Below are 19,230 nucleotides of genomic sequence, written 5' to 3'. Positions count from 1 at the left end.
ATGCTTATGTCAGTAGTGGCTTGATTGCGAGAACGTGCGGGCCAGCTCCGCCTGTCCGGCGGTCAGACCGCAATCGACAGGCAGGCAGACGCCCGAAATGGCGGCCGCGAGCGGGCCTGCCAGGAAGTGCACGGCATTGGCGACGTCATCGGGATTGACGATGCGCTGCAGCGGATACCAGCGGCGCGCCTCTTCGAACACGTCCGGGTTCGATGCCGCCCTCGCCTCCCAGGCCTGGGTGCGCACCGTACCGGGCGCCACCGCATTCGAGCGGATGCCGAACTTGCCGTATTCGACCGCGATCAGTCGCGTCAGGTGCAGGAGGCCAGCCTTGGCGGCGCTATAGGCCGGGTGGCCGAAGACGTTCATGCCGTTGACCGAGGCGATGTTGACGACCGAACCGTGGGTCTCTTTCAGCATGTCCTCGACGGCGCGAAAGGTGAGGAAGGCTGCCTCGAGGTTCAGCGCATTGTCCATGCGCCAGATCTCCGGCGTGGTGTCGTGCAGGCTGACGGCTCGGGCGGCACCCGCATTGTTGACGAGGGTGCGGACGGCGCCCTTCTCCGCGGCCTTCGCTGCCATCGCCGCCACGCTTTCGGCGTTGGTCACGTCACAGGCGACGGCGACGAAGCGCTTCTCGTCGCCTAGCGCCCTTGCTGCCTTTTCGGCGGCCTCCGCATCGATGTCGACGAGCAGGACCACGTCATGGTCTTCGGAAAGCTTGCGGGCGATGGCACGGCCGATATCGCCGGCGGCGCCGGTGACGATCGCGAGAGATTGCGTCATGCGTTGACCTTTCGCGGCACGTCAGTCTCCGAGCAACTGGCGGTCGTCACCGTCGCGGTGCGTCACCAGTTGCTGTTTGATGCGCCGAAGTGTGGCCGTTGCCTGCGGCTGAACCCGGTAGGCGACGAGACTGGAGAGGATGTCGAGCAGCGCCAGGTAGGCGATGCGGGTGGAGGTGGGACGGTAGATGTTGTTGCCCTCGGGCAGGTCGACCGGAACAGTGATGCTGGCAGCGTTGGCCACCGGACTGCCGCTCTGCGTCAACGCGATGGTCGGCACTTTCAGTTCGCGGGCGAGCGTGAAGGCGCGCACCAGTTCGGCGTTGCGGCCGGAAAAGGAGGAGCCGATCAGCACGTCCGTCGGCCGGGCCGCCGCCGTCATCATCAGTTGCATGCTGTGATCAGAGCTGGACGTGATGCGCAGGCCGAAGCGAAAGAGCCGGTTTTGAAGTTCGCCGGCGATCATCGACGAATTGCCACCGGAACCAAAGGCGTAGATCATTTCCGCTGAGGCGATGCGCTCGACCGCCTGTTCGATCGCGGCCAGATCGAGCGAACGATGCAGCAAGAACAGCGCGTTCTGCGATTTGGTGATGATGTCCTGGGCGACGTCGCCGGTCTCGCGGCTCTTCGGCTCGGGCTTCAGGTAGCGCATGCCGATATAGGCGGTGCGCGCAAGCTGCACCTTGAAGTCGGAGAAACTGTCACAGCCCAGCCGGCGACAGAAGCGGGTGACCGTCGGCGGCGAAACGTCCGCCTTGCCCGCGAGCTCGATGATGGAGGCGTTTACCGCGAACTCGAAGTCGTTCAGGAGAATATCGGCAATGCGGTTTTCCGATTGGGAGAGCCGCCCTTTTTCTTCCTGCAGTGTCGCGAAGATGTCCATCGCCCGCTTACGCCTTGCTTCGGATCACGAATGAGAGCGGGCTGCAGACCGAAAACCGCTCCCGCTCCAGGATCAGCCTTCCTTCGGCTTATAGGCCACGCAGTCGATCTCGACCTTGCAATCGACCATCATCGACGACTGGACGCAGGCCCGTGCCGGCGGATGCGCGCCGAAGTACTCCTGGTAGATCTTGTTGAATGTCCAGAAGTCCCGGGGATCGTCGAGCCAAACGCCGCAACGCACTACGTGCTCCGGGCCGTAGCCGGCTTCCGTCAGGATGGCCATCACATTGGCGATCGTCTTGTGGGTCTGGGGAATGATCCCGCCCTCGATGATCTCGCCGTTTTCCATGGCGACCTGACCGGAGACATAGAGCCAGCCGTCCGCCTCGACAGCGCGCGCAAAGGGCAAAGGTTCGCCGCCAGCGCCGACCTGTTCCGCACCATAGCGCTTGATCGTCATCTTGAGCCTTCTTGCAAATTATTTTCTTTGATCGTTGACAAGTGACCATAGAAAGCTGAATTTGGCTAGCGAAAAACACCATTCATGAAAAGAATTTCAATCCAGGGCGCGAATATGCGGGATCCTTTTCTCAATCCATTCCCCTCTTCCGATGCTGCACGCCACTCGATCTGGGAGATGCTGGTCTCCCGCGACATCACTGCCTTTCTGGCAGCCGACTGGTCGATGGTTGCAGACGATTTCGTCGGAGAGAGCTTCATCGGCATCGACGGCCGCCGCGAAACCAATCCGGACAATTGGCGACTGACGTTCCCGTCGCTCGCCGCCTATCGCGAAGAGTGGCTGCGCCAGGCGCAGGATTTTGCGACACAGAGCTTCGCCGAGGATCCGCGCACTGCGATCTTCACCACGACGACGCTCGAGGACATCGAGATCAACGGCGAGCAGGCGTTGGCGCGCAAGAAGTTCGACGGCAGCCTGAAGAAGACGGACGGCAGCGTCGATATCCTGAAATGGCAGACAGTCTATTACTGCCGCCTGCATGAAGGACGCTGGAAGATCGCCGGCTTTACCGGCTACCTGCCAAACCCGATGGGCACGGCTTCCGCATAATTTCCTGGACCGTCACCCGTCCGGGAAAAATCATGCGCCAGACTTAGAGCTTGCAGCGGCTTTCGCACATCCGGCCGGATGAGCGGCGCTGCGGGCGTGACGCGATAGAAAAGGCAACGGCATTGCGGATCTTCACAGCGGCGCTTGCGACCGAGACCAACACCTTCTCTCCGATCTGCATCGACCGCAGGGCCTTCGAAGCCTCGCTCTACGCTCCGCCGGGAGAACACCCGGAGACGCCGACGCTTTGCACGGCGCCGATCACCGTCGGCCGGCGCGTCTGCGCCGAGAAGGGCTGGGACCTGATCGAGGGAACCGCGACCTGGGCGGACCCGGCTGGCCTCGTCAACCGCGAGACCTATGAGGGCCTGCGCGACGAAATCCTCGTCCAGCTGCGCGCCGCCATGCCCGTCGACGCCGTCGTGCTCGGCCTGCACGGCGCCATGGTCGCCGATGGCTACGAAGACCCCGAAGGCGACCTGCTGACGCGCGTGCGCGCGATCGTCGGCCCCGATATCCTCGTCTGCGCCGAACTCGACCCCCATAGCCACCTGACCGCCAAGCGCGCCGCCGCATCGAACTTCTTCGTCTACTTCAAGGAGTTCCCGCACACCGACTTCGTCGACGGGGCCGAGGATCTCTGGAAGATCGCCGTCGACACGCTCGAAGGCCGCATCACGCCCGTCATGTCGATCTTCGACTGTCGGATGATCGACGTCTATCCGACCTCACGCGATCCGATGCGCTCCTTCGTCGACAAGCTGATGCGCATCGAGAAGGAAGACGCCGACGTGCTTTCGCTTTCTGTGATCCACGGCTTCATGGCCGGCGACGTCCCGGAAATGGGAACGAAGCTGCTTGCCGTCACCAACGGCAAGCCGGAGAAAGGCGCGAGCCTCGCGCGGGAATTGGGTCTCGAACTCTTCTCCCACCGCGGCACCTTCATCATGCCGCAGATCGACGAGAAGCAGGCGGTCGACGAGGCGCTCGCGGCAACCAGAGGGCCCGTCGTCATCGCCGATGTCTGGGACAACCCGGGCGGCGGCACGGCCGGCGACGCGACGGTGCTGCTTGAAGAATTGCTCGCCCGCGGCGCAACCGACGTTGCGGTCGGCACGATCTGGGATCCGATGGCGGTGCAGATCTGCATGGCGGCGGGCGAAGGCGCCGAAATCCCCTTGCGCTTTGGCGCCAAGTCGGCGCCGGGGACCGGCAATCCGGTCGATGGCACGGTCAAGGTGGTCAAGCTGGTGCGGAATGCCGAGATGCGCTTCGGCGAGAGCTTCGCCCCCTTCGGAGATGCGGCTCACATCCGTTTCAAGGGTATCGACATCATCCTCAATTCGACCCGGGCGCAAAGCTTCGACCCGAGCCTGTTTTCGGTGATGGGCATCGACCCGACGGAAAAGAAGATCCTGGTCATCAAGTCGACCAACCACTTCTACGCCTCGTTCTCCAAGATCGCGGCGGAGATCCTCTATTGCTCGGCCGGCACGCCCTACCCGAACAATCCGGCCAGGACCGACTACAAGCGCGCGCCGAAGAATATCTGGCCGAAGGTCGAGAACCCGCACGCAACCGAGAAGGGCGCGGCCTGACGATTTGCGGCAGCGTCGCCGGGCGCGATCGCTCCTTCAGCGATCGACGGCCTGGCGGGCCATCTCGATGTACTGTGCGACGTGTTTCTCATCTATATCCGCCGGGCTCAGGAGCCTGATGTGGCGGCGAAGCTTGCCCGAGCCTTCCAGGACGGCATGTGGATCGGGCAAGGCGGCGCCCCGGCTAAATTCCAGCGTCACGTGCTGGGCGTAGGAAAAGACGCCGCAGAAGCTCTCACCGGACGAAAACAGGATACCGCCATACTTCACCTCTTCATTGACCGCAGGGCCTGAAGCGAGCGCGATTTCCCGCAGTCGGGTGACGATCGCGACCTGATCGCCGCGATGAAGCTCGATCTCCCGCAGAAGGGCCTGGATCCGGTCATCGGTCATGCGGCACCCGAAGCGATGACAAACGGCCTGAACTCCGGCGCGGGTTCGCGGTTGGAGTAGATGTAGAGCAGCACGCCGTTCGGGTCCTTCACCGCAAAGCCTCGATCTCCCCAAGGGTGATCCTCGATCGGCAATGCCGCGGCAAGCCCTGCCGCCGTGATCCGGCGATACTCGCCATCGACGTCTTCGACACAGAGATTGTAGGTGAGGCCTTCGGTGTTGCACACGGGCTGCCCCTGTTGCGGTTCCATGAATTGCAGCGACAGGCCCTGGCCCAGTTCCAGGCTGATGTACCAGCCGCAGTCGAAGGTCAGCCGCGCAGAGAAATATGTCTGGTAAAAGTCTCGCGACGCGGCAATCCGATTGGTCGTGATACAGGGCGAGGCAGTGGTCGGGCGCACAGGCGGGTTCCTCCCGAGTTATGGCGTTCGTGGGTTGCGCGGTCATGCCGGGCCGCTAGGCGGGCATCGCGGAGCAGAGCTCGACAAGGCAGCCGTTGAGATCGCGGACATAGCCGACCACCTGCCCCCACGGCTTTTCTTCTGGCGGCTTCACCGGCGATGCTCCGGCAGAGACTGCCATCTCATAGGCCTCTTGCGGCGCCGAGCAGACAAGCGCGATTTCGAAACCGGCAGCGAGGTCACCCTTGCGGTTCGCGCGAACGGCAAAGCCATTCAGCTCCGCCATGGTTTCGCTGGCAAAGGCCAGAGCCGTCTCACCGGTCTGCATCTCCGCATAGAGGTTGCTTTCATGCACGAACCTTCGCTTCAGACCGAACGCCGCCTCATAGAACGAGACCGTTGCCGGCACGTCGGGAACATAGAGGATCGTGTATCCGAAACGGACAGTCATGGTTTCGTCTCCAAGGTTTGCCCGCCGCCGAGATCGGCCACGCGCGAAGCGTACACCCGAAGCATCGCGAACAGTTACCGGCGATCATCGTTCATTGCCGGGCTCCGTTCTTGAACAATTCGGACATCAGTCCGAGATCGTCACCAGCGTGACGTCGGGCAAGCGCGCCGGCGAGAACCCGCCGAGGCGCTGGAAGACCCGGGTCATGTGGGATTGGTCGGCAAAGCCGGCCTCGAACGCGGCATCGGCGGGGCTGAGGCGGTGATCGCGCAAAAGACGCAGGGCCCGATGAAACTGGATGATCGCTGCAAACGCCTTCGGCGTGAGACCCGTCGCGTGAAGGAGGATGCGCCTGGCGGTGCGCTCGGAGACGCCGTGCATCGCGGCGAGCTCGGCGATGCGCAACCGACCGCCGGAAGCGTGCAGCGCGCTTATGATGTTACGGCTGAGCGGTGTCACCTCAAAGTCACTCTCGGCATCGCACTTGCGGACGAACCGCACCAGCCGACCGGCAAGTTCCTGCTGGTCCAATGCCGGTGCGCAGAGGGCGGCGAGGTCGGGCCATTGGCCCAGAGCGGCCGCGCCGATCAGCGCGGCGCCGTGCAACCGGATCGGCTCCAGCCCGAGAATTCTCTGAAAATGGCCGGGCCTCAGCCGCACGCCGACGAAGGCGGTGCCGGGTTCCAAGGGGACATCGTAATAGCCCGTCGTTGGACCGGTCACGATCGGCATCAGGTCGCGGATTGGCGAAGCCTTGAGCGCAAACCTGAGGATGATGTCGCATCGCCCATCCGGCAGGACCCGATAACTGCCTTCGTTGCGGCTGACAGACGCCCAGACGGCTTCGATCCCGGCATTGGCGTCAACGAGATGAGGAAGCTCCGTATAGCGGCCAAGCGTCATGATGCCCTATCCGAGTGCGCTTGATCGCCTTTGAACAGGAGGAATGGCGCCAGCGACGGGCGATTGTTACAGACAGAACTGCCGGATATCCAGCCACGCCACAAAACACTGGCCGCGCCCTGATCGGACGCGACCGTGATCCTGGCCCCTGGTTTCAGGCAGCCGCGGGGTTGAGCACGCCCATATCGATGTCGGTCAACTCGACGCGACGTTCGAGCGCTATGCCGGCCTCGTCGAAGAGGTGGCAATCGGGCGTACGGATACCGGCCTGCACAGTTTGTTCCGGCTGGATCGCTGCCGTTCCCGGCAACATGGCGCAGAAGTTCTCACCTTCTCCGCCGATCGCGGCATAGGCAACCGTGTGGGCACCGAGACGTTCGATGACCGTCGGCGTTACCTTGAGCGTCAGGTCCCCGGCGCCGAGCACGATATGTTCCGGACGAACCCCGAGTGTCAGCGTCCGACCGGCGAGGCCGGCTTGCGGCACGACCGGAACGACCACCGACTGCCCCTTGTAATCGACCTCGACACCCGCGTCGCTGACGCCCTTGCAGGTGACCGGCAGGAAGTTCATCTTCGGGTTGCCGATGAAGCCGGCAACGAAGGTGTTGGCCGGCTTGTGATAGAGCTCGAGCGGCGCGCCGGTCTGGGCTATCTGGCCGGCATTGAGAACGACGATCCGGTCCGCCATCGTCATCGCCTCGACCTGGTCGTGCGTGACGTAGATCATCGTTGCCCGCAATTGCCGGTGCAGTTTCGCCAGCTCGATGCGCATGTCGGCGCGAAGCGCCGCGTCGAGATTGGAGAGCGGCTCGTCGAAGAGGAAGATCTTCGGCTCGCGCACGATCGCCCGCCCGATCGCGACACGCTGACGCTGACCGCCCGATAGCATGCCCGGCTTTTGCTGCAGCCGCTGGTCGAGGTGCAGGATGCGCGCCGCATGCTCCACCTTTGCCTTCAGCTTCTCCTCGGCCATCTTTTCCACGCGCAGCGGAAAGGCGATGTTCTCAAAGACGCTCATGTGCGGATAAAGCGCGTAGGACTGGAAGACCATCGCAATGCCGCGCTTGACCGGCGGCAGGTCGTTGACGCGTTTGCCCTCGATCAGGATGTCCCCCGAGCTGGTCTCGTCGAGACCGGCGATCATCCTGAGCAAGGTCGACTTGCCGCAACCGGAGGGTCCGACGAAAACGACGAACTCACCGTTCCTGACTTCGAGATCAATGCCTTTCAGCACCTCGAACGTCCCGTAGAATTTCTGAACCCGATTGAGATTGAGCTGTCCCAAGAAACTGTCTCCGGCCACCGGCGAGAAGCGGCTCATTTATAGCAGAGTTAGGTGGGGCCGCGAACCGATCTTGTCGGCGCGCGGCCCCGGTGGCCTTACTTGTACTCTTCGAGGCTGGAAGCCGCCTTCTTCAAGGCGTCGGCCGGCTCGGCCTTGCCGGTCACGACCGACTGGACCATCTCGATGATGACGTTCTGGAAGCCCTTGTAGTCGGTAAAGAGCGGCTCGGGACCACCATAGGCGATGCCGTCGATGAACGGCTTCCAGTAGGGATCCTTCTTGACGAATTCGTCAACCATCGGCGACGGACGAAGCGGCGTCAGGCCGGCGCCGCCCTGAAGTTCATATTCGCCCTGCGGACCCGGCGAGGTGATGAACTTGGCGAACTCGATCGCCTTCTCCTCGACGCCCGAACCCTTGAAGACCGCCAGGCTGTCGGTGATGAGCAGCGTGCCCTCGCCCTTGGCTTCCGGGCCGAGCGGCAGCGGCGCAACGCCCCAGTTGACCTTGGTTTCCTTCAGACGCGTTGCGGCACCCGAGCCAGCCTGGATCATGCCGACCTTGCCGTCGAGGAAGATGGCACGGATTTCGTTCTGTTCGTAGGCGGTGGCGCCTTCGACCGAGAAAGGCGTGATGTCCTTGTAGGCCTGCAGCGCTGCGAGCACTTGCGGGCTGTCGATGACGATCTTGTCGCCGTCAATGACCTTGCCGTTGTTGGTATACACCCAGTGCATGAACTGGTGCATCGTGTTGTCGAAGGTCTTGGCCGGCAGGCCATAACCGGCGATGCCGGTCTTTTCCTTGATCGTCTTGGCGAATTCGATTTCTTCAGCCCACGTCTTCGGCGGCGTTTCCGGATCGAGACCAGCCTGCTTGAACAGGTCCTTGTTCCAGTAAAGCGCCTTGGTCGAGAATGCGATCGGAACGCCCCACTGGTTGTCGTCGAAGGTCACGGTATCGACGATGTTGGGATAGTAGGTCTTCTTCTCGTCTTCCGTCATCGGCACCGGTACGATGAGGTCGTTCTGGGCAAATTCCTTCAGCGTGCGCGAGCCGACATAGGCCATGGCGACCGGCGTGCCGGCGGCAGCGAGCGTCGTTGCCTTGTCCTGGCACTGGGCCCAGCCGACGACTTCCGGGGTCACCTTCCAGCCCGGGTTCTTCTCCTCCCACTGCTTGATGTACTTCTCATGCACCGCATCCATGGTGTCGCCGCAGTAGATCCAGCTGATCTCCTGGTCGGCCGCCTTGGCGGTCACGGCGCCGAGCGCGGTCGAGCCGAGCAGGGCAAGGGCGAGCACCCCCGTCTTGAATTGGATAGACACGTTTTTATGCTCCCGTTCTCTGGTGGTTGACTTAAGTCTTATTGTTTCACCGCGCCCGCGGTCAGCCCGCTGACGAGATAGCGTTGCAAGAGGAAGATCACGACGACGGCCGGCGCGATGCCGACGAAGCTCGCGGCCATCAGCTCGTTCCAGACCACTTCCTGGCGTCCGAAATAGGCAAAGAGACCGACGGGCAGCGGCATGAATTCGCTCTTGGAATTGAAGGTCAGCGCGTAGATGAACTGCTGGGCATAGGCGCCGATGAAGGTGGTGATCGCCACCACGGTGATGCCCGGCATGGCGATCGGCAGGATCACCCGGCGCAGCGTGTAGAAGTGGCTGGCGCCGTCGACGAAGGCAGCCTCGTCCAGCTCGCGCGGGATGCGCATCATGTAGGTGCGCAGGAGCCAGATCGCCGACGGGATCAGGAAGGCGACGCCCGGCACGATCATGGCGAGATAGGTGTTGAGCACGCCGAAGGTGCGCATCAGCCGGAACAGCGGAATGAGCAGCACCGCGCCCGAGAACATGTTGACGGCAAGGAACGCGCCGAGAAGCACGCCGGCGCCGCGAAAATTGAAGCGGGCAAAGGCGTAAGCCGCGGGAATGACGAGCACCAGCACGATCGCCGTGACGATGGTGGAAATGAAGAAGGAGTTGAAGATGTAGCGAGCAAAGCCCGGCACGCTCACCCACATCGTGTAGTAGGCGGTAAACGACCCGTTTTCCGGCCAGAAACGATAGGGCGACGAGAACAGGAGTCCCAGCGGCTTCAGCGACACCAGGAACCCTTCGACGAAGGGCGCCAGGATGAAGGTGAGGAAGACGAAGATGCCGGCATAGATGCCAAGGAGCTCGTACCAGCGGTAACGGTTGATCAGGGCCGGCTGGCTCATTTCTGTTCCCCTTGCGAAAGGCGGCTCGTGACCCGGAAATAGGCAAAGCAGAAGATCGACAGGAAGATGCAGATCAGCACCGCGCGCGCCGCCCCTTCGCCATATTTCTTCGACCCGATCGCGGTGCGATAGGTGTCGATGATCATCGTCGTCGTCTCACCGTTGGGCCCGCCCTGGGTGAGGATCCAGATGATGTCGAAGGAATTGAAGGTCGCGATCAGCGACAGCATCGACATGGTGATCAGCGACGGTACGAGCAGCGGCAGCGTGATGCGGCGGAAGCGATAGAAGCGCCCTGCCCCGTCGGTCCAGGCGGCCTCGTAGAGGTCCTGCGGGATCGCCTGCATCGCCGCCAGCATGTAGAGCGTGACCAGCGGCACGCCGATCCAGACGTCGGTGACGATGGTTGCCCAGAACGCGGTCTCGCCGCGGGCCAGGAACGCGACCGGTCCATCGACGACGCCCAAATTTTGCAGGACACCGGAGATCATGCCGAACTGGCCGTTGTACATCCAGCCCCACATGAAAATGCCGATGGCCATCGGCACGATCCATGGCGGCATGGTGAGCAGGCGGAACAGCGCCCGGCCGGGCACGGCTGCGTTCAACATCGTTGCGCCGAAAACGCCGATGATCATCTTTATCGACACCGAGAAGAACGTCCAGACGAAGGTCCGGAAGATGACCTCGGCGAAGGTCTCGTTGAAGATCTTGTCGTAGTTGGTCCAGCCGACCCAATTGGTCGTCTTCTTCAGCGACGCGTCCGTAAACGACAGGATGAAGGTGTCGACCAGCGGATAGGCGACAATCACCGTGACGTAGAGAACAGCAGGAAGAAGCAGGATCCAGGCGAAGATGACTGTGCTGCGTTGAACACTCATCCGTCGCCTCCCCTTACGCCGCGCGGGAATGCAGGGCTTCGTCGAAGCGGTCCCAGATGGGCCGGAGGTCTATGACGCTCTTCTTGCGCCGGGCCTCGTCCATGGAGAGCGCCAGGATGCCGGCTTCCAGCGCATCGCGCGTCGAAACCGGCAGCGGCCGGCCGTCGCGGACATGGCCGATGATATCGGTCGCCATCTGCTCGTCGGCACCGTAGTGCTGCGACAGTTCGGTTGCCTTGTATTTGTTCTCGATGACCTTCTTGCCGGTCAGCATCTCGTGCACGTCGAAGTAACCGCGAATGAAATCGCCCTCGGCCATGCCGCGCGAACCCATGATGCAGAAGCGGCGGAACTGATCCGGCACGTTCAGATTGGTGTGGAAGTTCATGCCGACGCCGTTGGCGTATTCGACGATCGCAACCTGGTAGTCGATGATGTCGCCGTCGCTGTCGAAGACCTTGTCAGACCCCATCCAGCCGCTCGGCTTGCGGTGGAAGAGTTCGAGGTCGTTGATGCCTTCGCGGGCCGGGTCGTTGGCGGGGATGAAGCTCTTGCGGCCACCGAAGCTCGCGACACGTTCCGGGCGAGCACCGACGACGCCATTGTAGAGGTCGAGGTCATGGCAGCATTTTTCCAGCATGAAGCTGCCGGAATAGCGCTCGTAGCGGCGCCAGTCGCGCATGAAGAAGGCGCCGTGATAGGGCTCGATATGCTCGGATGCCTCGATCGAGACCACCTGGCCAAGCTTGCCTTCGGCAAGCGCCTGGCGGAGATCGCGGTACATGGGCGCATAGCGCAACACGAGACCGACCATCAGCCGCTCATGACCGAACTTCGCCATGAGCGCTGCGAGTTCCAGGCTCTCCTGGATCGTCGTCACGATCGGTTTTTCGCTGAAGACTTTCAGGCCGGCTTCGAGGCCGATCCGGATATGATCGAGGTGCATGTGGTTGGGCGAGCCGATCATCAGGAGATCGAGCTTCTCGTTGGCGATCAGCTCTTGCGGTGTTGCATAGGCCTTGCCGGGAGAGATGCCTTTTTCGGTGAGCGTGGCCAGACCGGCCGGATTCGGATCGACGTATCCGGCGATTTCGAAGCTCTCGTCCATGGCCTTGAAGACATAGCCGAGATAACCCAAACGGAATCCGAGTCCGATGATGCCAACTTTCATGCTCGTCCTGTTCCCCTGCCTTTTGGCGTAATTTATTTTCGCAGACTGGGACAGTTTTTTCAGGCCGTCAACTCAAATCCGCATATTTCGTAAAATTGTGAAATTCATTTTCATATCTCAGGCAAATGCTGACAAAGCAGGCATTTCATGGACAACTAAAGAGAGTGCACACAGCGCAACTCTACGGCCGGAGGAAAGCGGTCCAGACCACTGCACGTTGCGGAACGATCTTTTTCACGGCTCATGTTTTTCCGACCAGGCGGTCGCGCCAGCGCAGAAGCCTGAGCAAGGGTCGGGCCAGATAGGGCGGCGGGATCTTTCGGTGGTCGCCCACCGTCCCTCGTCTCGCGACAGGCGCATCCGGCTCGATCAGGAACGCAACGACCATTGCGTCGCGGGTGGCGACAAGGCCCAAGCCTTCATCGGAGGGGAACAGACCCTGCTCCGTCGCGCAGAAACTGGCTCGACCCGCCTGTATTGCACCGGAGAAGACGTAGAAATAGAGGTGACGGCCTGCCACTCGGGGAAATGCAGTCCCTGCCCCGGCCTCGAGCCGGAGATCGAAAATGTCGATGGCGCTGCGGACGAAGAAGGGAGCCTTCCCACCTTCCGGCCCGACAAGATGCCGCCACTCGTTGACCGCCCCGGCGGCAATCGGCCCATGCTGGATGTTCGGTGGCAGATCGAGACTATGCGGGCGCACGAGGATCTGGAGCATCCTGAGCGGCGGATCATCAGGCAACGTCTCTTCGGAATGCCAGAAGCACGTGCCCGCATTCATCACCATCAGGTGTCCGCTGTCGATGACCAGTTCGCCGATCGAGCGGTCGTTGTGGCGCATGACGCCATCCGGCACCCAGGACAGGATTTCGTCGTTGCGGTGCTCGTGCATGGCGATCAGCCGACCCGGCGAAAGCATCGATTCCACGACCATCGCCAGAGGGCCATAGCCATGATCGCGCGGCCAGGGCAGCAGCCATCCGGGCATGTTGAGCCTGGCGACAAATCCGCCGGCATCCCTGACGACAGGACTTCTGGCCCCTCGATAAAGCATCGTCCATTCTAGCACGGTGCTGCGGCTTGGCACGCCGATGAATGGCGAACGTTCCTTGGGCCGTTCCGTGAGGCGGCTTCAGCGGCCCATGCGCGCGGCAAGCTTCCTCTCCGCCGCCTGCAACCCGTCGTGCAAAAGCACCGCAAGCGTTGCGACGATCAGGCCACCCTGAACGACGAAGGAAAGGTTGTTCGACTGCAACCCGGCGATGATCACTTCGCCAAGCGTTTTTGCGGCGACCGTCGATCCGATCGTCGCGGTTGCGAGGCTGATGACGACCGAAAGCCGGATGCCGGCCAGGATCACCGGCATCGCCAGCGGCAGCTCTACCTTGAGAAGCCGCTGGCCGCTCGTCATGCCGGCACCGCGCGCCGCCTCCATGACCGACGGAGGCAAGGTCGTCAGCCCCGTCAGCGCATTCTCGAAAATCGGCAACAGGCCGTAGAGGAAGAGCGCAATCAGCGTCGGCTTTTCGCCGAAGCCGAAGATCGGAACCGCGAGCGCCAACACCGCAACGGGCGGAAAAGTCTGCCCGATGTTCACCAAGCTGCGCGAGAGCGGCAAGAATTCCGCTCCGGAGGTACGCGTGACCAGAATGGCAAGCGCAAGCGCAACCAGCGCGGCCGCTGCTACCGCCAGCGCCACAGTGCGCAGATGCAGGAACGTCAGCTGCAGCAGGCTTCCCTGGTTGTAGATGACAGGGGCGTTGTCCTGCACCAGCGGTCGCAGCAGCGGCTCGAACCAATGGGGCTGCAGCAGGAACGCGACCAGAGCCATGAAAACCGCGATGCGAATGAGGGTGGCGACCTTCGGCATCAGGCTGGACCGGCCGCGCGTTTGGCCAGCCCCTTGAGACTGACCCTGCCGATCACGGCGCCGTCTGGACCTGCCACCGGCAGCGCATCTCGTCCGGACCAGAGGAGTTCGGCCAGGGCTTCCCTTTGGCTGGCGTCGCTCGAAATCGGCGCGCCTTCGGCGGCCCCAGGCTCCACTGCGCTCGAAACCGGCGCGATCGCCAATAGACGATAGGGCCGTTCGCCCGCCCCAATCAGGCTTTCGACAAAGGGGGTGGCTGGCTTCAGCAGCATTTCGGCGGGGGTCGCGTACTGCACCACTTTGCCCTTGTCCATGACTGCGATGCGATCGGCCAGGTGAAAGGCCTCTTCCATATCGTGGGTGACGAGAATGATCGTCGTCTGAAAATGTTTCTGGATGGCAAGCAGGTCGTCCTGCGCCTTGGCACGGATGATCGGATCGAGCGCTCCGAAGGGCTCGTCCATCAACAGCACCTTGGGTTCGGCCGCAAGCGCCCGGGCAACGCCGACACGCTGCTGCTGGCCGCCGGAAAGTTCGTGTGGGAAGCGTGGACCGAAATCGGCAGGATCGAGCTGGAAAAGGCGCAGGAGTTCCTCCACCTTCGCATCGATGCGCGCGCGTTCCCATCCGAGCAAGGTCGGCACGGTCGCGATGTTCTGAGCGACGGTGCGGTGGGGAAACAGACCGTGCCCCTGGATCGCGTAGCCGATCCGCCGGCGCAACTCATAACCCGGTAGCGAACGATTGTCCTCGCCGTCGAGGCGGATTGTGCCCGAGGTCGGCTCGACCAGCCGGTTGACCATGCGCAGAAGCGTGGTCTTGCCAGAGCCGGAGGTGCCGACGACGACCGTGACCGTGCGCGGCGCGATCGTCAGGCTGACGTCGTCGACAACGGTGCTTTCGCCATAACGCTTGGTGATGTTCTCGATCTCGATCATGCGGCCTCTGCCTGCCTGGTGTTGGGTGTGGCCATCTCGATGACCGCGTCGAGCACGATCGCCGCGGCGAACGCCAGCACGACCGTCGGGACGGCACCGAGCAGAACGAGGTCCATCGCGGTCTGGCCGACGCCCTGAAAAACGAAGACGCCGAAGCCGCCGCCGCCGATGAGCGCAGCGATGGTCGCAAGGCCGATATTCTGGACGAGCACGATACGGATGCCGGTGAGGATCACCGGAAAGGCCAGCGGAAATTCGATGCCGACCAGCCGTTGCCAATCGGTCATGCCGATGCCACGCGCGGCGTCGTTCGCGTCCCGCGGAACGCCGGCCAGTCCGACGACGGTGTTGGCGACGACAGGCAGCAGCGAATAGAGAAAGAGCGCAACGAAGGCCGGGGCGACGCCGATGCCACGAATGCCGATCGCGGCGGCGCCCGGCACATGGAGGGCGATCCAGCCGAGCGGGGCGATGAGAATGCCGAAGAGCGCAATCGACGGGATCGTCTGGATCGCGTTCAGCACGCCGAGCAATCCGTCGCGCAGTCGCGTGACCCGGTGGCAGAGGATACCAAGCGGGATACCGACGAGGGTCGCGGCGACGAGCGAGCCGAGCGCCAGGGTCACGTGCTTGCGGGCTTCGGCCCAAAATGTGTCCACCCGGCTCGCATACTCCTTCAGGATGGAAAGACCGTCCCAAGTACCGGAAAGCAAGAGTATCCCGATAAAGCCAAGCACGGCGACGAGCACCGCGACGCGCACGAAAGGCGCCGGGCGCAGTCGCGTCAAGGCGTCAGCGGCGAGCAGCCCGAAGGCAAAAAGCATGATCCAGAAGCCCGAAGCGGGCGACACCCGGGCATAAGTGTTGGCTTCTGGCGTCAGATGCGTGGCGGCAACGCCGATTCCGAGCGCCAGCGTGGCGAGCGCGACAAAGGCCGCAGCGAGACGCAGTGCGGCTGGCGAGCGCAGTAGCGCGACGACGACCGCGCAGACCACGATGGCCAGCAGCACTGTACTCCAGCCCGCAGGCAGGGCGTCGGCCACCGACTTGACCTCACCGGCGACGATACGATTGGCACGAAACGTTGCAAAAGGTGCGATGAAGGCGCCGCCGAGCGCCAGGGCCGCAATGATCGCTCCGAGCTTGTCAAAGCGGAGTGCTTTCAAACCACATTCCCTCCCCGCCTGTGCCGGCGCGTCTCCGGCACCTGCAGGCCTATCCCGGAACGCCGGCCATCCGACCAGCGTCCCGGGTGTCCGTCAACCTATTTCAGGAAACCGTTCTTCTTCAGGAAGTCCTCGGCGACCGCCTTGGCCGGTTCGCCGCCGACCTGCACGCGGCCGTTCAGTTCCTGCAGCGTCACCAGGTCCAGCTTCTCGAACACCGGCTTCAAGAGTTCCTCGATCTGCGGGTTTTCTTTGAGTACGGCCTCGCGGATGATGGGAGCCGGCTGATAGACGGGCTGCACCGCCTTGTCGTCTTCCAGCACGACGAGGCCTGAAGGCGCAATGCCACCGTCGGTGCCATAGACCATGGCCGCATTCGCGCCGTTGGTCTGGTTTGCCGCGGCCGCGATCGTTGCCGCGGTATCACCGCCGGAAAGCGTGATAAGTTGGTCCTGCTTCAAGGTGAAGCCGTAGGTGGTCTGGAACGCCGGCAGTGCGGCGGCCGAATTCACGAACTCCGACGACGCCGCCAGCACGAGCTTACCGCCGCCGGCGACATATTTGCCGAAATCGCTGAGCGTCTTCAGCTTGTTTTCGTCGGCCACTTCCTTGCGCAGGCCGATCGCCCAGGTGTTGTTGGCCGGCGATGGCGTCAGCCAGACGATCTTGTTGGCGTCGTAGTCGAGCTTCTTGGCCGTCTCATAGCCCTTGGCCGCATCCTTCCAGACCGGATCGTCGGCCTTTTCGAAGAAGAAGGCGGCATTGCCCGTGTATTCCGGATAGATGTCGATCTCGCCGGCGGTGATCGCCTTGCGCACGACCGGCGTCGCCCCAAGCTGGACGCGGTCGACCGTCTTGATGTTGTTGGCGTTGAGCACCGCAAGGATGATGTTGCCGAGCACACCGCCCTCCGTGTCGATCTTCGAGGACACGACCACATCGGCACTCGCCGCGGCAGCAGTCAGCGTGAAGGCAAGGGCAGTTCCGATAAGCAGTCTGGTCAGGCGCATGATGGGTCTCTCCTCGAGTTTCGCTCCGCAAGTTTGATCACGGAACGCCCGCTCCGTCGGGGCAAGGCATTCCATATATGTCAGGCCCCGGCAAAAAATAGGGTTGCACGCAGAGACTGTAGCAGGTGAATAATCTCGCCGACGACTAAGACGATCGAAAGCATAGACTAAGAGAACCCGCCGGTGATTGCGCGATTGCAAAGGCCGGCATTGTCGGCCACTCTGATTGCGGCCCGCCAAAAACAACTGCTTTCATTCTTGGTCGCGAAGCCGCCCGACCCGACCCGTCTGGGGCTGACGGCCGGGCTCGCCCGGCGAACGTTCGGGGAATTCATGTCGATCTATCTTCTCGCGCTGCTTATCGGCGTGGTTGCCGGCCTGCGCACCATGACCGCACCCGCCGCCGTCAGCATTGGCGCAGCCGCCGGCTGGCTGCCGCTCAGCGGCACCTGGGCAGCCTTCATGGGGTTCCGGTTCACGCCCTACATCGTCGGCCTTCTGGCGCTCGTGGAGTTCGTCGGCGATCAGTTGCCGAGCACGCCAAGCCGCAAGGTGCCCCAGCAGTTCGGCGCCCGCATCGTTTCGGGCGCTTTCTGCGGCGCCGTGCTTGGCACGGTCGGAGGTGCTATGCTCCCCGGACTGGTTGCCGGCGTCATCGGTGCAATTATCGGAACGCTCGGCGGCTATGAAGCGCGCAAGCGCCTCGTTGCGGCCATCGGCGGCAAGGACCTGCCGATCGCCCTTCTCGAGGATGCTGTTGCCGTTCTCCTCGCACTCTGGGTGGTGTCCTCGGTCTCATGACGAAACATTTCGACGCTATCATCATCGGCGCTGGCCAGGCCGGCCCATCGCTTGCCGGGCGGCTCACGGCGGCCGGCAAAACCGTCGCCCTGATCGAGCGCAAGCACTTCGGCGGCACCTGCGTCAACACCGGCTGCATGCCGACCAAGGCGATGGTCGCGAGCGCCTATGCTGCGCATTTGGCGCGACGGGGCGCAGACTATGGCGTGACGACCGGCCCCGTCACCATCGACTTTGCCCGCGTCATGGCGCGCAAGGACACGGTGCGGTTCACGTCCCGCGGAAACATCGAAAACTGGCTGAAAGGCATGGAGAACTGCACGGTCTTCGAAGGCCACGCGCGCTTCGAAAGCCCGCATGAAATCCGGGTCGGCGACGCGCTGCTCTCGGCCGACCAGATCTTTCTGAATGTCGGCGGGCGCGCCGCGACCCCGGATTTCCCTGGTGTCGCGGACGTACCGTATCTCACCAACGTCTCGATCATGGATCTCGACACCCTGCCCCGCCACCTGATCGTCGTCGGCGGCAGCTATATCGGGCTCGAGTTTGCGCAGATGTTCCGTCGCTTCAGCTCCGAAGTCACCGTGATCGAGAAGGGGCCGCGGCTGATCGGCCGCGAGGATACGGACGTTTCCGACGCCATTCTCGCGATCCTGGAGAAGGAGGGCATCCAGTTTCGCCTCAATGCCGAGTGCATCCGTTTTGCCAGGAGCGGTGACGATGTCGTCGCCGGCGTGGATTGCACGGCGGGCGCACCCGAGATCGTCGGCTCCCACCTGCTGCTCGCGACCGGCCGCCGGCCGAACACCGACGATCTCGATCTTAACCGCGCCGGCGTCAAGACCGACGCTCGCGGCTATGTCGAAGTCGACGAGACGCTCAGAACCAACGTCTCGCATATTTTCGCGATGGGCGACTGCAACGGCCGTGGCGCCTTCACCCACACCGCCTATAACGACTTCGAGATCATCGCCGCCAATCTGCTCGACGGCGAGGCGCGGAAGGTCAGCGACCGCATTTCGACCTACGGCCTGTTCATCGATCCGCCGCTTGGCCGCGCCGGCATGACAGAAACCGAGGCGCGCAAATCAGGGCGCAAGCTGCTCATCGGCACGCGACCGATGACCCGTGTCGGCCGCGCCGTGGAAAAGGGAGAAACCGAAGGCTTCATGAAGGTGATCGTCGACGCCGAAAGCAAGGAGATCCTCGGCGCCTCGATCCTCGGAACGAGCGGCGACGAGGCGGTGCAGAGCATCCTCGACGTCATGTATGCCGGCAAGCCCTACACGACAATTACGCACGCGGTTCATATCCACCCGACCGTGTCGGAGCTGATCCCGACGGTCTTCGGCGACCTTCACCCGGCCACCTGAGCGGCCGGGCGTTTGACGCC

At 62.8% G+C, this 19,230-nt stretch carries 21 protein-coding genes; 4 read left to right on the top strand and 17 right to left on the bottom strand.

All coding sequences use genetic code 11. The features are described 5' to 3' along the window. Nucleotides 1-9: 9 nt before the first annotated feature. The 3 genes from ACIQUG_RS13300 to ACIQUG_RS13290 all read right to left on the bottom strand — a co-directional run bounded on the left by ACIQUG_RS13300 (nt 10) and on the right by ACIQUG_RS13290 (nt 2,133). On the bottom strand, nt 10-786 hold the full coding sequence (locus tag ACIQUG_RS13300) for an SDR family oxidoreductase (protein ID WP_402322124.1): 777 nt from the start codon (nt 784-786) through the stop codon (nt 10-12). Between the two features lie 21 nt (nt 787-807). Further along, on the bottom strand, nt 808-1,671 hold the full coding sequence (locus tag ACIQUG_RS13295) for a MurR/RpiR family transcriptional regulator (protein WP_043613460.1): 864 nt from the start codon (nt 1,669-1,671) through the stop codon (nt 808-810). A gap of 72 nt (nt 1,672-1,743) precedes the next feature. Next, a complete protein-coding gene (locus tag ACIQUG_RS13290; protein WP_402322121.1) occupies nt 1,744-2,133 on the bottom strand; it encodes a RidA family protein in 390 nt (129 codons plus the stop codon). A 114-nt stretch (nt 2,134-2,247) separates the two neighbouring features. Here ACIQUG_RS13290 and ACIQUG_RS13285 point away from each other — a divergent pair, with 114 nt between their 5' ends. Next, complete coding sequence (locus ACIQUG_RS13285) at nt 2,248-2,745, top strand: hypothetical protein (protein ID WP_043613464.1); 498 nt, start codon at nt 2,248-2,250, stop codon at nt 2,743-2,745. A gap of 122 nt (nt 2,746-2,867) precedes the next feature. Next, on the top strand, nt 2,868-4,343 hold the full coding sequence (locus ACIQUG_RS13280; protein ID WP_402322118.1) for a M81 family metallopeptidase: 1,476 nt from the start codon (nt 2,868-2,870) through the stop codon (nt 4,341-4,343). Between the two features lie 36 nt (nt 4,344-4,379). Here the strand turns inward: ACIQUG_RS13280 and ACIQUG_RS13275 are convergent, their stop codons facing one another. From ACIQUG_RS13275 to ACIQUG_RS13210, 14 genes are all read right to left on the bottom strand, one after another. After that, entirely contained in the window at nt 4,380-4,736 is a 357-nt protein-coding gene (locus ACIQUG_RS13275) for a DUF1801 domain-containing protein (protein ID WP_402322115.1), read from the bottom strand. Then, nucleotides 4,733-5,137 carry a VOC family protein gene (locus ACIQUG_RS13270; protein WP_402322112.1) on the bottom strand — a complete coding sequence of 135 codons (405 nt, stop codon included), beginning with the start codon at nt 5,135-5,137 and terminating at the stop codon, nt 4,733-4,735. Before ACIQUG_RS13270 ends, ACIQUG_RS13275 begins: the two co-directional genes overlap by 4 nt. Before the next feature lie 55 nt (nt 5,138-5,192). Next, on the bottom strand, nt 5,193-5,588 hold the full coding sequence (locus tag ACIQUG_RS13265) for a VOC family protein (protein WP_402322109.1): 396 nt from the start codon (nt 5,586-5,588) through the stop codon (nt 5,193-5,195). Between the two features lie 126 nt (nt 5,589-5,714). After that, entirely contained in the window at nt 5,715-6,491 is a 777-nt protein-coding gene (locus tag ACIQUG_RS13260; protein ID WP_402322107.1) for a helix-turn-helix domain-containing protein, read from the bottom strand. 154 nt (nt 6,492-6,645) lie between these two features. Further along, nucleotides 6,646-7,779 carry an ABC transporter ATP-binding protein gene (locus ACIQUG_RS13255; protein ID WP_402322104.1) on the bottom strand — a complete coding sequence of 378 codons (1,134 nt, stop codon included), beginning with the start codon at nt 7,777-7,779 and terminating at the stop codon, nt 6,646-6,648. A gap of 95 nt (nt 7,780-7,874) precedes the next feature. Next, on the bottom strand, nt 7,875-9,104 hold the full coding sequence (locus ACIQUG_RS13250; RefSeq protein WP_402322101.1) for an ABC transporter substrate-binding protein: 1,230 nt from the start codon (nt 9,102-9,104) through the stop codon (nt 7,875-7,877). A 38-nt stretch (nt 9,105-9,142) separates the two neighbouring features. Continuing rightward, on the bottom strand, nt 9,143-10,000 hold the full coding sequence (locus ACIQUG_RS13245; protein WP_402322098.1) for a carbohydrate ABC transporter permease: 858 nt from the start codon (nt 9,998-10,000) through the stop codon (nt 9,143-9,145). Then, complete coding sequence (locus ACIQUG_RS13240; RefSeq protein ID WP_402322095.1) at nt 9,997-10,881, bottom strand: carbohydrate ABC transporter permease; 885 nt, start codon at nt 10,879-10,881, stop codon at nt 9,997-9,999. Before ACIQUG_RS13240 ends, ACIQUG_RS13245 begins: the two co-directional genes overlap by 4 nt. Before the next feature lie 13 nt (nt 10,882-10,894). Continuing rightward, on the bottom strand, nt 10,895-12,052 hold the full coding sequence (locus ACIQUG_RS13235) for a Gfo/Idh/MocA family protein (protein WP_043613483.1): 1,158 nt from the start codon (nt 12,050-12,052) through the stop codon (nt 10,895-10,897). 241 nt (nt 12,053-12,293) lie between these two features. Beyond that, complete coding sequence (locus ACIQUG_RS13230) at nt 12,294-13,106, bottom strand: pirin family protein (RefSeq protein WP_402322091.1); 813 nt, start codon at nt 13,104-13,106, stop codon at nt 12,294-12,296. A 78-nt stretch (nt 13,107-13,184) separates the two neighbouring features. Beyond that, nucleotides 13,185-13,922 carry an ABC transporter permease gene (locus ACIQUG_RS13225; RefSeq protein ID WP_402322088.1) on the bottom strand — a complete coding sequence of 246 codons (738 nt, stop codon included), beginning with the start codon at nt 13,920-13,922 and terminating at the stop codon, nt 13,185-13,187. Beyond that, a complete protein-coding gene (locus ACIQUG_RS13220) occupies nt 13,922-14,860 on the bottom strand; it encodes an ABC transporter ATP-binding protein (RefSeq protein ID WP_402322084.1) in 939 nt (312 codons plus the stop codon). The genes ACIQUG_RS13225 and ACIQUG_RS13220 overlap by 1 nt, the downstream gene beginning before the upstream one ends. Continuing rightward, the gene (locus ACIQUG_RS13215; protein WP_402322081.1) at nt 14,857-16,026 is read right to left on the bottom strand and encodes an ABC transporter permease; all 1,170 of its coding nucleotides are present in this window, start codon (nt 16,024-16,026) and stop codon (nt 14,857-14,859) included. Before ACIQUG_RS13215 ends, ACIQUG_RS13220 begins: the two co-directional genes overlap by 4 nt. Nucleotides 16,027-16,124: 98 nt before the next feature. Then, on the bottom strand, nt 16,125-17,036 hold the full coding sequence (locus ACIQUG_RS13210) for an ABC transporter substrate-binding protein (RefSeq protein ID WP_205236654.1): 912 nt from the start codon (nt 17,034-17,036) through the stop codon (nt 16,125-16,127). A 333-nt stretch (nt 17,037-17,369) separates the two neighbouring features. Between ACIQUG_RS13210 and ACIQUG_RS13205 the strand changes: the two genes are divergently transcribed. Together ACIQUG_RS13205 and ACIQUG_RS13200 are read left to right on the top strand one after the other, a co-directional pair. Beyond that, nucleotides 17,370-17,837: a DUF4126 domain-containing protein gene (locus tag ACIQUG_RS13205; protein ID WP_402322078.1), complete on the top strand. Its 468-nt coding sequence runs from the start codon at nt 17,370-17,372 to the stop codon at nt 17,835-17,837. Beyond that, on the top strand, nt 17,834-19,210 hold the full coding sequence (locus ACIQUG_RS13200) for an FAD-containing oxidoreductase (protein WP_402322075.1): 1,377 nt from the start codon (nt 17,834-17,836) through the stop codon (nt 19,208-19,210). The genes ACIQUG_RS13205 and ACIQUG_RS13200 overlap by 4 nt, the downstream gene beginning before the upstream one ends. Nucleotides 19,211-19,230 lie beyond the last annotated feature (20 nt).

Origin of the sequence: Ensifer sp. NPDC090286, assembly GCF_044769565.1 — a bacterium.
Classification (GTDB): Bacteria; Pseudomonadota; Alphaproteobacteria; order Rhizobiales; family Rhizobiaceae; genus Ensifer.
The sequence above is the reverse complement of the archived record's forward strand: the minus strand, read 5'-3'. Positions and strand labels throughout refer to the sequence as shown.

Excerpts from the sequence above, each read along its gene's own strand:
- ACIQUG_RS13300 (WP_402322124.1), bottom strand. The coding sequence starts at position 786 with ATGACGCAATCTCTCGCGATCGTCACCGGCGCCGCCGGCGATATCGGC.
- ACIQUG_RS13295 (WP_043613460.1), bottom strand. The coding sequence starts at position 1,671 with ATGGACATCTTCGCGACACTGCAGGAAGAAAAAGGGCGGCTCTCCCAA.
- ACIQUG_RS13290 (WP_402322121.1), bottom strand. The coding sequence starts at position 2,133 with ATGACGATCAAGCGCTATGGTGCGGAACAGGTCGGCGCTGGCGGCGAA.
- ACIQUG_RS13285 (WP_043613464.1), top strand. The coding sequence starts at position 2,248 with ATGCGGGATCCTTTTCTCAATCCATTCCCCTCTTCCGATGCTGCACGC.
- ACIQUG_RS13275 (WP_402322115.1), bottom strand. The coding sequence starts at position 4,736 with ATGACCGATGACCGGATCCAGGCCCTTCTGCGGGAGATCGAGCTTCAT.
- ACIQUG_RS13265 (WP_402322109.1), bottom strand. The coding sequence starts at position 5,588 with ATGACTGTCCGTTTCGGATACACGATCCTCTATGTTCCCGACGTGCCG.
- ACIQUG_RS13260 (WP_402322107.1), bottom strand. The coding sequence starts at position 6,491 with ATGACGCTTGGCCGCTATACGGAGCTTCCTCATCTCGTTGACGCCAAT.
- ACIQUG_RS13245 (WP_402322098.1), bottom strand. The coding sequence starts at position 10,000 with ATGAGCCAGCCGGCCCTGATCAACCGTTACCGCTGGTACGAGCTCCTT.
- ACIQUG_RS13240 (WP_402322095.1), bottom strand. The coding sequence starts at position 10,881 with ATGAGTGTTCAACGCAGCACAGTCATCTTCGCCTGGATCCTGCTTCTT.
- ACIQUG_RS13235 (WP_043613483.1), bottom strand. The coding sequence starts at position 12,052 with ATGAAAGTTGGCATCATCGGACTCGGATTCCGTTTGGGTTATCTCGGC.
- ACIQUG_RS13230 (WP_402322091.1), bottom strand. The coding sequence starts at position 13,106 with ATGCTTTATCGAGGGGCCAGAAGTCCTGTCGTCAGGGATGCCGGCGGA.
- ACIQUG_RS13225 (WP_402322088.1), bottom strand. The coding sequence starts at position 13,922 with ATGCCGAAGGTCGCCACCCTCATTCGCATCGCGGTTTTCATGGCTCTG.
- ACIQUG_RS13220 (WP_402322084.1), bottom strand. The coding sequence starts at position 14,860 with ATGATCGAGATCGAGAACATCACCAAGCGTTATGGCGAAAGCACCGTT.
- ACIQUG_RS13210 (WP_205236654.1), bottom strand. The coding sequence starts at position 17,036 with ATGCGCCTGACCAGACTGCTTATCGGAACTGCCCTTGCCTTCACGCTG.
- ACIQUG_RS13205 (WP_402322078.1), top strand. The coding sequence starts at position 17,370 with ATGTCGATCTATCTTCTCGCGCTGCTTATCGGCGTGGTTGCCGGCCTG.
- ACIQUG_RS13200 (WP_402322075.1), top strand. The coding sequence starts at position 17,834 with ATGACGAAACATTTCGACGCTATCATCATCGGCGCTGGCCAGGCCGGC.